Annotated in this window: 17 protein-coding genes; 6 read left to right on the top strand and 11 right to left on the bottom strand. The window is 49.6% G+C overall.

Annotated features, from left to right (window positions below; all coding sequences use genetic code 11):
- The first annotated feature begins 100 nt into the window (after positions 1 to 100).
- Together AC5I6P_RS17415 and AC5I6P_RS17410 are read left to right on the top strand one after the other, a co-directional pair.
- The gene (locus AC5I6P_RS17415) at positions 101 to 1165 is read left to right on the top strand and encodes a PRC-barrel domain-containing protein (protein WP_495695044.1); all 1065 of its coding nucleotides are present in this window, start codon (positions 101 to 103) and stop codon (positions 1163 to 1165) included.
- Positions 1166 to 1255: 90 nt separating this feature from the next.
- A complete protein-coding gene (locus AC5I6P_RS17410; RefSeq protein WP_495695043.1) occupies positions 1256 to 1654 on the top strand; it encodes a hypothetical protein in 399 nt (132 codons plus the stop codon).
- Positions 1655 to 1821: 167 nt separating this feature from the next.
- Here the strand turns inward: AC5I6P_RS17410 and AC5I6P_RS17405 are convergent, their stop codons facing one another.
- From AC5I6P_RS17405 to AC5I6P_RS17395, 3 genes are all read right to left on the bottom strand, one after another.
- Positions 1822 to 2067, bottom strand: a complete 246-nt coding sequence (locus AC5I6P_RS17405) for a hypothetical protein (RefSeq protein WP_495695042.1) — start codon at positions 2065 to 2067, stop codon at positions 1822 to 1824.
- Entirely contained in the window at positions 2051 to 2326 is a 276-nt protein-coding gene (locus AC5I6P_RS17400) for a BrnT family toxin (protein WP_495695041.1), read from the bottom strand. The genes AC5I6P_RS17405 and AC5I6P_RS17400 overlap by 17 nt, the downstream gene beginning before the upstream one ends.
- 163 nt (positions 2327 to 2489) lie before the next feature.
- The gene (locus tag AC5I6P_RS17395) at positions 2490 to 3173 is read right to left on the bottom strand and encodes an HAD family hydrolase (RefSeq protein ID WP_495695040.1); all 684 of its coding nucleotides are present in this window, start codon (positions 3171 to 3173) and stop codon (positions 2490 to 2492) included.
- A 98-nt stretch (positions 3174 to 3271) separates the two neighbouring features.
- On the opposite strand from AC5I6P_RS17395, the gene AC5I6P_RS17390 reads away from it, so the two are divergent.
- Positions 3272 to 3472, top strand: coding sequence for a hypothetical protein (locus AC5I6P_RS17390; RefSeq protein WP_495695039.1), 201 nt, complete (start codon positions 3272 to 3274; stop codon positions 3470 to 3472).
- A 172-nt stretch (positions 3473 to 3644) separates the two neighbouring features.
- On the opposite strand, the gene AC5I6P_RS17385 is transcribed toward AC5I6P_RS17390, so the two are convergent.
- A complete protein-coding gene (locus AC5I6P_RS17385; RefSeq protein ID WP_495695038.1) occupies positions 3645 to 4394 on the bottom strand; it encodes a Uma2 family endonuclease in 750 nt (249 codons plus the stop codon).
- A gap of 151 nt (positions 4395 to 4545) precedes the next feature.
- Here AC5I6P_RS17385 and groL point away from each other — a divergent pair, with 151 nt between their 5' ends.
- The gene (gene groL, locus AC5I6P_RS17380) at positions 4546 to 6216 is read left to right on the top strand and encodes a chaperonin GroEL (RefSeq protein WP_495695037.1); all 1671 of its coding nucleotides are present in this window, start codon (positions 4546 to 4548) and stop codon (positions 6214 to 6216) included.
- Between the two features lie 73 nt (positions 6217 to 6289).
- Here groL and AC5I6P_RS17375 read toward each other — a convergent pair whose 3' ends face one another.
- Positions 6290 to 7135: a hypothetical protein gene (locus tag AC5I6P_RS17375; protein ID WP_495695036.1), complete on the bottom strand. Its 846-nt coding sequence runs from the start codon at positions 7133 to 7135 to the stop codon at positions 6290 to 6292.
- 552 nt (positions 7136 to 7687) lie between these two features.
- Between AC5I6P_RS17375 and aroF the strand changes: the two genes are divergently transcribed.
- Positions 7688 to 8557 (top strand): 3-deoxy-7-phosphoheptulonate synthase, encoded by an 870-nt coding sequence (gene aroF / locus AC5I6P_RS17370; RefSeq protein ID WP_495695035.1) that lies wholly within the window; start codon positions 7688 to 7690, stop codon positions 8555 to 8557.
- A gap of 171 nt (positions 8558 to 8728) precedes the next feature.
- Here aroF and prmA read toward each other — a convergent pair whose 3' ends face one another.
- Positions 8729 to 9619, bottom strand: coding sequence for a 50S ribosomal protein L11 methyltransferase (prmA, locus tag AC5I6P_RS17365; protein WP_495695034.1), 891 nt, complete (start codon positions 9617 to 9619; stop codon positions 8729 to 8731).
- Between the two features lie 88 nt (positions 9620 to 9707).
- Positions 9708 to 11288, bottom strand: a complete 1581-nt coding sequence (gene serA, locus AC5I6P_RS17360; RefSeq protein WP_495695033.1) for a phosphoglycerate dehydrogenase — start codon at positions 11286 to 11288, stop codon at positions 9708 to 9710.
- A 289-nt stretch (positions 11289 to 11577) separates the two neighbouring features.
- On the opposite strand from serA, the gene AC5I6P_RS17355 reads away from it, so the two are divergent.
- On the top strand, positions 11578 to 11847 hold the full coding sequence (locus AC5I6P_RS17355; protein WP_495695032.1) for a hypothetical protein: 270 nt from the start codon (positions 11578 to 11580) through the stop codon (positions 11845 to 11847).
- A 139-nt stretch (positions 11848 to 11986) separates the two neighbouring features.
- Here AC5I6P_RS17355 and AC5I6P_RS17350 read toward each other — a convergent pair whose 3' ends face one another.
- From AC5I6P_RS17350 to trpE, 4 genes are all read right to left on the bottom strand, one after another.
- Positions 11987 to 12124 carry a hypothetical protein gene (locus tag AC5I6P_RS17350; RefSeq protein WP_495695031.1) on the bottom strand — a complete coding sequence of 46 codons (138 nt, stop codon included), beginning with the start codon at positions 12122 to 12124 and terminating at the stop codon, positions 11987 to 11989.
- A 1-nt stretch (position 12125) separates the two neighbouring features.
- Complete coding sequence (uraH, locus tag AC5I6P_RS17345; RefSeq protein WP_495695030.1) at positions 12126 to 12485, bottom strand: hydroxyisourate hydrolase; 360 nt, start codon at positions 12483 to 12485, stop codon at positions 12126 to 12128.
- Complete coding sequence (hpxO, locus tag AC5I6P_RS17340) at positions 12485 to 13699, bottom strand: FAD-dependent urate hydroxylase HpxO (protein WP_495695029.1); 1215 nt, start codon at positions 13697 to 13699, stop codon at positions 12485 to 12487. Before hpxO ends, uraH begins: the two co-directional genes overlap by 1 nt.
- 495 nt (positions 13700 to 14194) lie before the next feature.
- Positions 14195 to 15727: an anthranilate synthase component I gene (gene trpE / locus AC5I6P_RS17335; RefSeq protein WP_495695028.1), complete on the bottom strand. Its 1533-nt coding sequence runs from the start codon at positions 15725 to 15727 to the stop codon at positions 14195 to 14197.
- Positions 15728 to 15831 lie beyond the last annotated feature (104 nt).

Below are 15831 nucleotides of genomic sequence, written 5' to 3'. Positions count from 1 at the left end.
CCGCTACCCTCAGATCGCATACCCGTAGGTATATGATGATGGGGTTCGGAACTATGATTTTAGTAATTAGACCAGATTTGTAAGCAGGATTCGGGACATAATGACAGAAGAATTTCGCCAACGCTCCGACATTCTTGGAACTCAGGTCATCACCCGCACCGCCGGAAAGCGACTGGGCGTCGTCAGTCAGCTTTGGGTTGATATCGATCGCCAAGAAGTCGTCGCCCTGAGTCTCCGCCCGAATCTGTTCTACGGCACGCCTCAGCCGATGATGCTCTCCAGCATTCGCCAAATTGGAGATGTAATTTTAGTGGATGATGAAGATGTGATCGAGGATGTTGATCTCGACATCTACAGCAACTTGGTCGGCTTCGAGGTGATCACCGAGACGGGCGAGTTGCTGGGCAAAGTGAGAGGCTTTCGGTTTGATATCGATAGCGGCAGGATTGATACGTTAGTGATTGCATCGATCGGGCTTCCCCTCATTCCTGATCAGATCGTCAGCACCTACGAACTTCCGATTGATGAAGTGATTAGTAGTGGCCCAGATCGGTTGATTGTGGTTGAAGGCTCAGAAGATCGGATGAGCCAAATTACGGTTGGTGTTCTAGAACGGTTGGGGCTTGGCAAAGCTCCTTGGGAACGGGAAGAAGAAGGTCAGTATTTTGCGCCCATTAAAACCGAGAATCAGCTGCCGTCAGGTCAACAAATTCCGATCGCAGCGCCTCCTCGCTATGAACCCAGCTATGAACCTAGTGTTGAGGAACAAACGTGGGACGAAGACACCTGGGAACCGGAACCGATTCAAATGCGATCGCCAGAACCTCCCATGCGTCAAGCTGAACTCTATCCTCCTACGTATGAAGAGGACGACGAGGACGATAACTGGAGTGCGGCGAGTAATAGTGATGTCTACAGCCAAAGCGATCGCTATGAAGACGAGCCCGAATACGAGGAAGATTTCGTTGATGAAGATGTAGAAGACATTGAAGTTGACTTTGTAGAGATTCAGGAACCCGCTTCTCCGCCGCTTCAACTGGCTGAGCCTACCGAAGATCCGTGGGCAGACAAAACGGAGGATGACTACAAGCCTCAAGAACTGAAGCTGCCTGAGAAGCCGCTTGAGAAACAAAAGGAGCCAGAATACGAGGAAGAAGGATATTAATCCTCAACTCCAATAGGCTTCACAAATCAGGGCTAAGACGTTTGACCTTCTGCCATACTGGAGAAAAGAACGTTTTGCCCTGATTTGCTTATGTTTGGTACATTTCAGCAGAGTAGCCTCCGCATTGAAGTTGATGCTTCCCAAGAAACGTTGCGGAACGGATTGACCCATCCGCGTGAGTTGCAAAAATGGCTCTGGTTTGAGCGATTGTCTGCTGGGTTGCCCGATACGTTGCAGCCTGGAGTGAAATTTACAGGTCAGATTGGCGCGATCGCAATCCAACACCAAGTCGAACTTGCTGAACCGAACCGGATTCGATTCTTACTGAGCCAAGGCATTGATGGCTTCCATGAATGGGCATGGGGGGACGGCTGGGTGCAGTCGAGAATTGAAGGGATCTCGCTGTTGCCGATTAATTTGGGTCAAACCATCAGTTTATTGAGCCTGAAGCAATATTTGGCGAGTCAAACGTCGCAGACGGATGCTTGAGAAAATGAGGAAATCGAAGCAGTTGCTGAGCAGTTTAGATTCGACGATCGCGCTAGAAGGCACTAAGGATGGCAGCCGTCTAGAGCAAAGATATGCTAGTTGAAATGAGTTTCAGAGACAACGGCAGTCAGCAGCGTCTAGTGACCTTAGACTTCCACCGACAGCTTTTATTCCGTCTGTTGCACCGCGACGTTGGATTGAGAGTGCTGAGCAACCTGTATCAATAATCGTAAGGCTTCATTTACTGCTTCATCATTGGGAAAAGCTTGGGCAACATCGGGATCTAGAAGCACTAGGTTTGTCCCTGTGCGATAGCGCTCAACATACTTGCCTTTAGCACCACCTTGCATTTGAGCAAAGTCGTACTCAGAACGCAGTTCGTCTTCCATTTCGTTCTCAATTTCCTTCTTCATAAAACCTCCGCTCCTGTTGAGTAGCTTTTCGGGCGCTAATGATTCGTACCTTTTCTCCTCGATCAGTATGTGCAACTATTAAAAGTCGCTCAAACCGAGATATACCAATAATAACGTAGCGATTTTCTCCGATCGAATGGTCAGGATCAGGGAAAGTTACAGATAGAGGGTTGTTAAATACGGTTGCGGCTTCTTGAAAGGAAACACCATGCTTCTCAAGGTTTAATATCGCTTTGTCCGGGTTCCATTCAAATTTCATCTGTAACTCTTCATAACTTGCAATTGGAACTTTCGGCGAGTTATGCAGGTGTACGATCCAACTCAGCGCCTTTCACAACCTAGTGAAAGTCTACTCTTATCCACAGCATCCGCGATCTCATTAACGCAACGAGAAGATTGAGATCACCCACTCCACCGCCATGTCATGCTGCCGATCTTAACGCTGCAAAAAAACGCTCTGGCTCATCATAGTTGGGAAAGATGAACGGTGCTCCCTCGTTGTGCAAGCTCTCAGCTTCATCACCAGATGCAATACCGATAAACTGATATCCTGATTTTCTTGCTGAACGAATATCCCAAACTCCGTCGCCTACATAGACGATACTGGAAAACGTTTGACCATACTGCTTTTCGGCTCTAATCAGCGCGATTGCTGTAATCCCCTCACGAGATTCGTCATCATCGGAAAAAGCATACGGAATGGTTTGAATTGGGAGATTAGCAGACTGAAGTTTGAAAAGGGCTGAGGCTGTCCAAGCACCACCCGCATAAGCGACATGGTGATCAGAAGACGTAAGCAGTTCGGATAGGATACTAGATGCCCCTGATACCGGTTGAATGCCGCCAATGCTTGCCGCCCCCTTTGCTAACAATTCAAGAAACCGCATTTGGAATCTTGCAACTTCATCAAGAGATGGATTCCGACCAAGCTGATGCTGACAAACTTCCTTCAAAATACAAGCATCAGTGACATGGCTGTAGGATGTCCAATCATTTGAAACCTCGGAAAACCTGAAGACCTCAAATAACGCTTGTAGAAATGCTTCATCGTCCAGGTCATTCGATTGGGTAAGAGTGCCATCAATATCGAACATTACTAATTGCATAGTGATCCTGCAACACCTTACAAACAACACTACTTCGACATCAAACTCTCACCTGAAATCTCAGATTAAGTTTAACAAAGTCAGCATATTACCTCTCGATGCGGCTCTACGGCAGAAAGCGTCTTACTGTCGGTGATCGCACCCTCGCCCAGTTCGACTATGTGATGCCCAATGGCAGACAATATGCGCTAAATCAACTAGGTAGCTTCTATGACGATCGCACCCTAACCTTGCGCAAATTTACTCTTCAATGGCTTAGCTTTTCTCAAACGGCTGGTGATCTCTCAAACGGCTGGTGATTTATAGATAGGGTCGCGACCTTTAGGTTAAACCTCTGGAGCTAATCAATGAAGGGAGCAAGATTAATAGATAAGGTCGCGACCTTTTTCTCAAACCTCTGGAGGTTATCTATGAATAGAGCAAGGTTGATAGATAAGGTCGCGACCTTTAAGTTAAATCTCTGGAGGTTATCTATGAATGGAGGTAGGTTTGGCTCAAACCTTGCGACTTTCGCTGCGATCGCTGCAATTTAAGCAGATTTGCCTTGATGCATTTAAGTGTTTTCTTGCAATTTTTGCGCAAAGCACGGATTGCAGCGCTAGTGCTACTGTCAATCGCTATCTGCAATGTCTCTCTAACTATCTCAGAAAGGTTGATCTCAGGAAAATAGCGGCTGTTGGACTGAATCACATAGGCGTTGTCCTGCAAACCATAGATGCTCAGTTCATCTGTTTTAAACAACCAAACTTCTGGCACACGATACGGCAGATAATCATTGACATCGGTGTAACTCGTCACGTCAATTTCAATGACTAAATCGGGTGGCGGTTCAACACTCCAATCAATCCGTCTTTTGCCTGTTACTGCCGCCCAATTATCGATGTAAAAGCAATAATCTGGCTCAAATCCACTTCTCTCTGGCAGTTGCATTGTGATAAGCGTGTAGGCTTGATACTCTTTCCCGGAGTGATCCAGCAGTTCTTTAGCCACATCTGCCAGAATATTAGCGTCGAACCCATGCGCGGGTAGAGGAGCCATCAGCAAAATTTCTCCCGGTCGGTATTTGATGCGGGGGATCGATTTGTCGTCGCCTCGTTGTTGAGTCAATGCGAGATAGTCCTGCCAGTTCCCTAGTAAGCGGACAACCGTTCCAGGGGGCAGGTTGATGTTTTCAGGAGATACGATCGCATACATTGAACCACCACCTTTTTGCAGTGCCAATCGATCAACCAACGTTGATTGATCGATTCTGTTTCTTGATCGTAAACGCATCAATCAAGAGACTTACGGTTTTCCGATCCGAAAGTTATTAGCACTCAGAGGCTGTGAGTGCTAAATTATCTACTTGGAGAACTGCGAGACAAAACTCACTATGGCAAAGATTGTTGTCTTTAACGACGAGTCCCGGCAAGCGCTCGAGCGGGGCGTAAATGCCCTAGCTGATGCAGTGCGTGTCACCTTGGGTCCACGCGGACGGAACGTACTGCTTGAGAAGAAGTATGGCGCACCTCAAATTGTGAACGATGGGGTGACGATCGCAAAAGATATTGAACTCGAAGATCCATTAGAAAATACAGGCGCTTCGCTGATTCGCGAAGTTGCGTCTAAAACGAAAGATTTGGCAGGCGATGGCACAACCACCGCAACCGTCCTTGCCCAAGCGATGATTCGCGAAGGTATGAAAAACGTAGCTGCCGGAGCAAATCCGATCAGCATTCGTCGCGGCATCGAAAAAGCGATCGCAACCCTCGTAACTGAAATCAAAGCGGCGGCAAAGCCCGTTGAAGGCAATGCGATCGCACAGGTTGCCACCGTGTCTTCTGGTGGTGATGAAGAGGTGGGCGCGATGATTGCCCAAGCGATGGACAAAGTCGGCAGAGACGGCGTGATTACGGTTGAAGAATCAAAATCCCTGGCGACAGAGATGGAGATTGTTGAAGGGATGCAGATCGATCGCGGCTACCTCTCTCCTTACTTTGTCACCGACGTTGAGCGGCTGATCGTTGAGTACGAAAACGCTGCTATTTTGCTTTGCGACAAGAAAATCAGCTCGATTCAAGAACTCGTTCCGGTACTCGAAAAGATTGCCCGTGCGGGTCAGCCGTTGCTGATCATTGCTGAAGACATTGAAGGTGAAGCCCTGGCAACGCTAGTAGTCAACCGTCTGCGCGGCGTTTTGAACGCAGCCGCAATCAAAGCACCCGGATTTGGCGATCGCAGAAAGCAGATGCTCGAAGACATCGCCGTTCTGACCGATGGTCAGGTGATTTCTGAAGAGATCGGCATGAGCCTCGACACCGTCACTCTTGAGATGTTGGGAACGGCTCGCAAAATCACGATCACTAAAGATGCCACCACGATCGTGTCTGACAACGACAACAGCGAGAACGTTAAAAAGCGTGTTGAGCAATTGCGTAAAGAACTCGATCGCAGCGATTCGGACTATGACAAAGAAAAGATTTCTGAGCGCATCGCTAAACTAGCAGGCGGCGTGGCCGTCATCAAAGTTGGAGCCGCAACCGAAACCGAACTGAAGAACCGCAAACTTCGCATCGAAGATGCTCTCAACGCAACCAAGGCAGCCGTTGAAGAAGGCATCGTTCCCGGTGGTGGTGTTTCGCTGATTCACCTTGCTGGAAAGGTAACAGCAATGGCAGCAAACCTCAGCGCTGAAGAGCGAGTCGGGGCTGAAATTGTGGTGCGATCGCTCGATGCTCCGTTGCGTCAAATTGCCGACAACGCGGGCGCAGAAGGTTCGGTTGTCGTCGAGAAAGTGCGTGAAATGGAGTTCAACCACGGCTTTAACGCCTTGACGGGCACTTACGAAGACCTGATCGCGGCTGGAATTGTTGATCCGGCTAAAGTCGTTCGGTCGGCGCTGCAAGACGCGGCTTCGATCGCAGGCATGGTACTAACGACTGAAGCGCTCGTCGTTGAGAAGCCTGAACCCAAAGCTGCGGCTGGCGCTCCGGGTATGGATCCGATGGGCGGCATGGGCGGTATGGGTGGCATGGGTGGCATGGGCGGCATGGGCATGATGTAGTCTGCCGCTCTAAGTTATAAAAAGCGTCCTAAAAAGCAGTCGAGCTAATTTAAGCTCGACTGCTTTTTCATCTTTATGGACAACTGCTACTCGGCTTACGGGATCCTAAATTGATACGATTTAGCCTCGATAAATCTAGCGTAGAGTTTTCATACTGATTCTGATTTCCTACTTTCTTCCAGCGACCCAACTTGAGAAATCCACCCGGATCAAATGAGGTGTTGGAGCGACTAGCAGGATTGGGCGACGGCTCATATGGAATAGCAACGCCCGTGAACGTATTGCCATTCACTGTGCCTTTCACACAACTTCCTTCATTATCAATTTGTCCAAACGTTCCAACGATCTGGTTTCCTCGCTTGTTAAACAGAAACAAGACACCGCCTTGCTTGAGGAGTTGGTCACTGCTCAGTACTCCCGTTGCCTTGCCATTCCAAAAGCGGTAGCTGCCATCTGGTAGAGCCGAGACGGTGCCACCCGTTGGCGATGGAGTTGATCCTGACGTGGATTGGCAGATCAACGTATCGTTTACCGCTTTGAAGCCGTCGCCGTCGCTAGAGCCTCGCAGTTCGTTGTAGTATTTCGGATCGCTTAAGAAGAGCTGCCGTGCTTGTGCAACATTAGTTTTATAGAGAATCAGTTCTCGCTCTGACGCGATCGTAGCGGCAACCGTTCCACCAACGGGCGTTGGCAACTGTTCATACTTAACCGTGGTATTTCCGTCCATTTCGGTCAGAGTAACTAACGTCCGCATTCCTAATGGGTTAGGAGTTCCAGCGTTGGAATTGAAGCTACACGTGGTGGTTGGCGTTACAGCTTGAGCGGGGGCTGATGGAGCAATGATCCCCGCGATTGTCGCAAGAAGCAATACAGAAACTGGATTGAACGCCAAAAGCAATCTAGATTTGAAGAAATTCATATTCTACGGGTAGCCTTAAAGATTGATGCTTTGCGATCCTACAGGGTGCAGGTGCCCTGATATCAAAACAGACACGTGTTTTAACGAATACCTGAATTAGCTTTGCCAGGCTCCGAAGGATCGCTTATTGCGATAAAACCTTCGTGTTCCCTAACTGAGGACTTGACTTCCTGAAATCCCTTTGTTAGGGTCTAGAGTAATCAACATTCTTCCGAATCATTTTTTAGCGATGCACTACAGCCCATCCTACTTTTACTTTTTTTGGCGAGAGGCGGTTCACCTGGCGTGAATGAAGCTTGTCTTCGCCTGGTGAACCGCAGAGTCGCATCTGCGGTTTTTTAATGGCTTGAAGATCTGTCCTACACTCCCCTCACCCCTTCATCCCTCATACCTCATCCTCCCCATGTCTCTCCTCACCTCTTGGTTTTTTAGCTTTTTTTGGACCCAAATCAGTTCTGGGTGAGATTTCTACATGAAATTCTTCAGCCTGGAACTCAATCAGTTCCAGGCTTTTTTGTTATTAACCAACCCTCTCTTAAAGGAGTCATTTCAATGCAAGGCGCACCCCTAGTTACCAAGCTCAATTCTGCTCACAAAACGATCGTGCCGCTCTCCGATCTCGTCTCAATTGGCGGCGAAGAAGTCGTAATTATCGGTGGACCCTGTACGGTCGAAAGTCTAAGCCAAATGGAAACCGTCGCTCGACATCTCAAGTCGGCTCCCATCCAAGCGCTTCGGGGCGGCGTTTACAAACCGCGCACCTCGCCCTATGCATTTCAAGGCATGGGGATCGAAGGATTAGATATTCTTGCCTCAGTCCGGCAACGCTATGACTTACCTGTGGTGACAGAAGTGATGGCGATTTCGCAGATCGAAGAAATTTCTGCCTATGCCGATATGCTGCAAGTTGGCAGCCGCAATATGCAAAATTTCGATTTGCTAAAAGCGTTAGGACAGGCGAATAAACCGATTCTGCTTAAACGCGGACTGGCGGCGACGATCGAAGAATTTGTCATGGCGGCAGAATACGTTGCCAGTCATGGCAATTCCCAGATTGTGCTATGTGAGCGAGGCATTCGCAGCTTCGATACCTACACCCGTAATGTGTTGGATCTGGGCGCAGTGGCAGCCCTGCGTCAAATCACTCATTTACCGATTTTGGTTGATCCTAGCCATGCGGCAGGCAAACGAGAACTGATTGCTGATTTGTCGAGAGCCGCGATCGCATGTGGAGCCGACGGACTCATTATCGAATGCCATCCCGAACCCGAAAAGTCAGTTTCCGATGCGCGGCAAGCTCTTTCCCTAGAAGATATGGCAGCCTTGGTTCGCAGCCTAGAGCCAATTGCAGAAGCGGTTGGACGAAAAATGTACGGACGAGAGCTTGTGATTAGCGCTCGTCACTCCGAAGAAATCGCCTAGCTCTTGACCGATGGAGGGCAACCGTCACTGGGCGGTCATCCCTCGATCGGCGGCGATGATCGAACTCGTTAAGAACAATGCTCTATTTAGAAGTCTGAAGGTAAGTCTAAAAATATTCTGCACGGGCGAAGTCTAGCCCAAACGGATTAGCGAAGCAGTTGAGGCGATGCTTTACGATCGCCGAATATTCAAACAGCACCAATCGCCGCGTTTCCACAGGGCTGCAACGATCCAACCATTCGCTTCTAGAGTGTCAGCCACAGGTTTTGCTTGTTCTAACAGAATTCCGCTCAAAATTCCCCAGGTTGACGCTTTAACCAGGGGAGTCCACTGAGGAATTAAGTCAATGATCACCTCTGCCAAAATGTTGCACACCAATCCATCTACGGGTTCAGCCAGCATTGTTGCTAACTGTTGAACGCTTCCTTCTTTCACAATCAATTTTCGTGGATCGATTTGATTCAGAATGATGTTTTCTTGCGTTGCTTTTACCGCTAACGGATCGGTATCCACGGCGTAGGCTTTTTTCGCGCCTAGCAATAAGGCTCCGACAGACAAAATTCCTGACCCGCAGCCAACGTCCGCTAAAACCACATCTTGAGGATTTTCGCCAAGGCGCATTTCTAGCGCTTCTAGGCAAAGCTGAGTGGTGGCATGATCGCCAGTGCCAAACGCAACGCCGGGTTCTAACTGTAGAATAATCCGATTTTGCACCTCTGGTTTTGGCAACCACGCCGGATTAATTAAGAAGCGATCGCCAATCTCTTGCGGCTGCCAATGTACTTTCCAGCTACTCGCCCAATCTTCCTCATCAATCAGTCCCCACTGCACGATCGGAGTCGGCAATCCGGCGCACAAAGCATCTTGGCGGATCCACAGCGATAGAGCAGACAGATCTAATAGCTGCGCTTTTTGCTGGGGCAAGTAACCTGCAACCAAGCACGACGATCCGGTCAGTTGGCTTGATGTTCCTCGGCAACCGAAATTATCGAGTCGCCAATAGACCAGTTCATCTAGTGCCGCATCGCAGAGGACTTGAATTTCCCACCAACTGTTTGACATAGAGCGAGCAAAAGGGATGAGGGATGAAAGATTTAATTCTCTCATGCTTCATCCTTCATCCCTCATCCCTGTTTATCCTCGTCCCTGTTTATAACGTTACGGTGTAGGCATCTCGAATACCTGAAACCTTTTTCACTTCCTCTAAAATGTTATCGGGCAGGGGATCATCAATGCTGAGAACCATTACGGCATCCCCGCGAACGATCTTACGACCGACTTGCATACTGGCAATATTGACGTTAAAGCCACCGAGTAACGAGCCAATACTCCCAATGATTCCCGGCATGTCTCGGTGCAGGGTAAACAGCATATAGCGGTTGGGTGGAACGTTGATCGGAAAGTCATTTAAGCTGGTGATCCGAATTTCATTGTCGCCGAGCAACGCTCCGGTCACAGAATGCTCACCAAGAGAGCCTTTCGCCGTTAATTGCAAGGAACCCGCATAGTCTTTGACCGACGCATCCCGAGTCTCGATGACACGAATTCCTCGTTCTTTCGCTTCGATGCTGGCGTTCACATAGTTGACTCGTTCTTGCAAAGCATGGGATAGCAACCCTTTTAAGGCGGCAATCACGATCGGCTGGCTTTGATTGGTCGCCAGTTCCCCACGCAAGCCGATATTGAGCGATTCGATCCGTCCGCCTGCAAGCTGACCGACCAGATTTCCTAACGTTTCTGCAAGCTGTAGATAGGGTTTGAGTTGCTCTAATAGGTCAGGACGCAAACCAGGGATGTTGACGGCCGATCGCGCAGGTAGTCCGAGCAAAACATCGCGAATTTGTTCGGCAACATCGACCGCGACGTTGACTTGCGCTTCTTCGGTGGAAGCTCCTAAGTGGGGGGTGAGGACGATTTCTTTGCCCAACGACGTGAGCGGACTTTCTCCTAATGGTTCGGAGCTAAATACGTCTATGGCGGCTCCCGCAATTTTTCCTTCTGCCAACGCTGTCGCTAAGGCTTGCTCATCGATAATGCCCCCTCGCGCACAGTTGATGATGCGAGTGGTCGGTTTCATCCGGGCGATCGCATCGGCATTGATCAAGTTTGCGGTCTCTGGCGTCTTCGGAATATGCAGCGTGATGTAATCCGATTCTTGAAACAGCATATCGAGTTCGACCAATCGGCAATTGAGCTGTTCTGCCCGTTCAACCGACACGAAGGGATCGTATGCCAATAGTTTCATACCCATCGCTCGCGCAACGGTGGCCACGTGAGCACCAATTTTGCCAAGTCCAACGACCCCTAGAGTTTTGTTGTAGACTTCATTTCCGGTAAAGCTTTTGCGATCCCACTTGCCACTTTTAGTCGCTTGGTTAGCGGCGGGAATGTAGCGCGATAGAGACATCATCATCGCCAGCGTGTGTTCTGCCGCCGCGATCGTATTGCCTTCTGGAGAGTTGACGACCACAATACCGCGTCGCGTCGCTGCCGGGACATCAACGTTATCGACGCCGACCCCTGCCCGTCCAATAATTTTGAGATTCGTGCCCGCCTCGATCACGTCTGCCGTTACTCGGGTTCCCGAGCGAATCATGAGCGCATCATAGTCTGGAATGATCTGCACGAGTTGCTCAGGGGGCAACCCAGTTTTGACATCGACTTGGGCAACCTGCGAGAGAATATCAATTCCCACTTGATCAATGGGATCGGAAACAAGAACCTTGGGCATAACTACTGCTGTTGAATGAGAGGTGTTGGATGAGAGGAGATGAGGGGCGGAGCGGACTAAGGGGTAGGACTCATTCCTTGTGCTAGTGTTGCCACAGGCGTCCCTTCTTGCGGAGTGCAGGCGTCCTTCATCCTTTCAAGACGTTCCCCAAACAGTCATTCTAGTAGATCGGTGTCACTCGCCTTGCTCCTCAGCCAAAAAAATTCGGATCAGCGGTGCTCTCCTGTATTTGACAAGGAATCGAGCGTCCTCTAGAGTGAGTCAAAATACTACATCAGGAGCAAAACCAATGATACAAGCTGTAAAGCGTTTCTCAGGACTGGCTGGCTCAACGGTTGTATGGTTTGGGCTGGCAAGCTTAGTGCCTGCAATTGCGACCGCACCGATTGCCCCACAAATTAGCCCAGCAACACTGAACGGTCAACGTGTTTATGTGTTGAACATGACTCGTAGTGGCGATAAAGTCTTAGTGCGTTGCTATCCAGGACAGCAACCCAAAGTCGCGGTGCAAGCCAAACCAAACGGAACGAAAGAAGGAACCTTGACTTGCGGAAACTAGACACTGCACTTCAGGCTTGGCTAAGCAACTCCTCTAAAACGTAGAGTTCAGATCCCTGTTTTTAGCTTGAGAAATCAGAATCAAACGGCTCTAGAAACTAAGGTGAATTGCTGGAGTTACTGGCGCACCAATTTGAACATTATCCGGTAGCGTTTCGATCGGTAACGTTTGGTAGCGAGTCAAGCGCGAGTAGTTTATGAGTTAGAGCAAATTCAGCAATCTCAAGATGCCGTGCAGTCAGGACATGGCTATCTATACCGCCGCAGGATAAAGACATCTTAACTGCCTCGGTAGGTGCTGTAAGCCCAAGGAGAAGCCAACAATGGAACATGGTAGTGAGCCGTGGCATCCGCAATACTAAACTGAATCGGAACCCGATTTAGAAACGGTGGATGCGGCAAGTCATGGCTTCCTTTAGCAAAATAATCCCCGATCGCAAAAACCAACTCATAGGTTCCGGGCTGAAAGGCGTCATCGACGAGCAGCGGTTGCTCGGTGCGTCCATCCGAGTTTGTCGTCGTGGTTGTTAGGCGGGTTCTCTCGCTGGATGATTCATCGATCCACCAGAGTTCGATCTTCAGGCCATCCGCCGGACATCCGCGAGCCGTGTCTAAAACGTGAGTGGTAAGTTTGCCCATCAGTTTAGCGGCCCACCTAGAATTGTGTTGGCGATCGCAGCCATAATATTCGAGCCATCTTCCCGCTTTAGTTCTTCATACCATTGCTGCGTTTTTTCTGGCTGTTTACCGTGGGTGATATCAGACCGTTTGCGAGCACGGTGAATGATGTCAGCGACCCGACCAATTCGAGCGGCTTCATATCGCTTGAGCGCATCCTCTACGCCCAAATTGGTAGTTTGCAGATAGTTTGCTAAAACCAACGCATCTTCCAGTGCCTGACAGCCTCCTTGTCCGACATCCGGCGCAGTGCCGTGGGCGGCATCTCCAAGCAACGCAACTCGACCCCGCACTAGCGTCGGTAACGGATCAACATCATGGATTTCGACCCGGCTGGTTGTCGTCGGATCGAGCCGTTCAATCAAGGTTTGAACAGGAGATGCCCATCCTTTGAAGAAGCTGAACAGTTCTTCTTGATAGGTTTCAGGCTGGCTCACCGTGCCTTTGGGGAGCGGAACATCGAGGAAAAAGTAAAAGCGATTAGCGCAAGGCGCAACTTCAGAGAAAATGGCTCCGCCAAGCTCCGAAGGAGCGCGTCCAACAGGCATCAGCGAGGCTCGTTTGTGTGCACCCACATACAGTACCCAACTGTTTTTAGGGGCAAGATCTTCACTTGCGGGGATTAATCCATTCCAGTTAACGTAACCGACATACTTGCGCTCAACTGGATAGCCCAAAACATAGCTACGCAATACCGAATGGGTTCCATCGGCTGCAACCAGCACGTCACCTGTGGTTTGATGCCCGTCTTCAAAGAACGCGGTGACTCCCTTCTCATCTTGCTCAACGCTTAGGCATTTAGAATTGAGTTGCACCGTCTCCACTCCAACCGCACGAAGTAATAGTTGTTGTAGCTCGGTTCGGGTGACTGGATAGGGGCGTTGCCCAACGTGGTCGATCAGCGGCTGCAAACTAAAATCAGTCAGCGTTTCACCTGTGGAACTGTAGTACGCCATCCGATCCATCTGTCCGCCGACCTGTGCGATCGCTTGACCCAATCCGAGTCGGTTGAGCACTTTAACGCCATTTGACCACAGTGAGATTGCTGCACCTGCGGAACGGAGTTCTTTGACGCGATCGTAGATCTCAACGCTATATCCTGCTTGCTGAAGCGCGATTCCAGCCGTGAGTCCTCCCATTCCTGCACCAATGATGATGGCTTTTAAGTGCTCCACAGCAATCTCTCCCTATTTGGATTCGGTGCCAATCAAATTCTTTCTGTATTATTGGCAACAGTGAATGCTTTAGCAGTTCAGACTGGACACTTCCGGTTTGAAAATTGGTTTGAAGATCGGTTTGAAGATCTGAGTTGCTGACTGCTCTTCCTCGTATGTTATTTTGGCTTCTGTTGGAATAATTTTAACCACATCTACAGAATTGTGTTAATTATCGGCTAGTGCAATCAAATTCTGATTCACAAAAACCTTCTGTCTGTTCAGAGGTCATTGCAGTAAATATCTTCTTTTGCGGTACTGGCGATCGCGGCTTATGTTAAACATGCGCGCCAATCGTCCGTCGCTTAAGCGAGCAAAGTATAGGTCTCTACTTGAGTTGATCGATTCTCAAACAGTGTCGCGATCGCGCTGAATTCATGCCCAAAATTCTACAGGACTGACGCATTGACAACGGATCGGGCTGGAACCAGATCTAATTCCAATGCATCAGCTCTGTTAATGCATCAAACTACGAATTGCTTCTAGAACGCCTCGCGCCTTACTCAGCGTTTCTTCGTATTCCGTTTCGGGTACAGAATCAGCAACTAGACCCGCTCCCGCCTGAACACTGACCCTATGGTTGCCATTACCTAACGATCGAACCACCATAGTACGAATCGCGATCGCGCTGTTCAACTGGCCCTCAAAATCGTAATAGCCATAGACGCCAGAATAAACGCCCCGGCGACACGGTTCGAGATCGTGAATAATTTCCATCGCCCGAATCTTCGGCGCTCCGCTCACCGTTCCTGCTGGAAAACAGGCTTTGAGCAAGTCCCAAGCAGTTTTACTTGGCGATAGTTGACCGACGACATTACTGACAATGTGCATCACGTGAGAATAGCGCTCAATCACCATGAGTTCGTCTACCTGAACCGAACCGTTGATGCAAACTCGACCCAAATCATTACGACCGAGATCAATCAGCATCACATGTTCCGCGACTTCTTTGGGATCCGCCAACAAATCCTTTTCTAACGCCACATCTTCTGCGTGAGTCTTGCCGCGACGACGTGTGCCCGCGATCGGGCGGACGGTCGCAATTTTCGGCTGAGTTGGATCGCCCGCTAACTCTGCTTTTACCATCACTTCAGGACTCGATCCAATAATTTGCCAGTCGCCAAAGTGGAAGTACGCCATGTATGGTGAAGGATTGACCAACCGCAGCGATCGATACAGTCCAAACGGCTCACCGCTATACTCTGCCGATAGCTGCTGAGAGATGACTACCTGAAAAATATCGCCTGCTCGAATGTGATCCTTCGCCTTCTCAACGTTGGTGCAAAATTGCTCTTTTGTGGTGTTGCTCGTCCACTGAAGCGCTGCTGTTTCAGAAGTTGGGGCTTTCCACGGCAGCAGATGGGCTTGCTCGGATAGGGGAGACTGGAGTTTGCCCACAAGTTGAGAGACGCGATCGCAGGCTTGCCCATACGCCGTCTCTAGATTCACGCTCGGATCGCGCAGATCGGCATATGCGATCGCCCAAATCTTCCGTTTCACCTGGTCAAAAATCAGCAGGTTATCGATCTGCATCCACAACCCATCTGGCACGTCATTCTCAGTCGCCGAATAAACCGGAACTCGTGGCTCCATCCATTGAATCAATTCATAGCCCCAAAACCCAAACAGCCCGCCAATTCCAGGCGGTAACTGGGGTAACTTCACGGGGTGAACCGACTCAAGGCATTGAGACAATGCATCAAACGGATCGCCTTGGTAGACCTGCTGCGTGCCGTCCCGCTGAGTTTGAGTCGTGCGATCGCCTCGTGCTTCTAATACCCAAAGCGGATCGCAGCCCAAAAAGCTGTAGCGCCCAAGCGTTTCTCCGCCTTCCACCGATTCCAACAAAAAGCTGTAGGGCTGTCCTGCACAAACTCGATACCATGCCGACACTGGGGTATCTAGATCCGCCACCCATTCTTGATAGACCGGAACAAAATTTCCCTGCTTCGCAAGTTCTGCGAACTGAGACAAGTCTGGAAAGATCATGACGTTTCTAGAGGAATGAGGGACACCTTACGGCAAGGCTGACGCAAGGAGGAGGAATACAGGATGAAAAATAGAGGCTGCAAGGCTTAGGATACAGCAGACTC

The organism is Myxacorys sp., from assembly GCF_059501405.1.
This window is presented reverse-complemented; position numbering and strand designations above follow the sequence as displayed.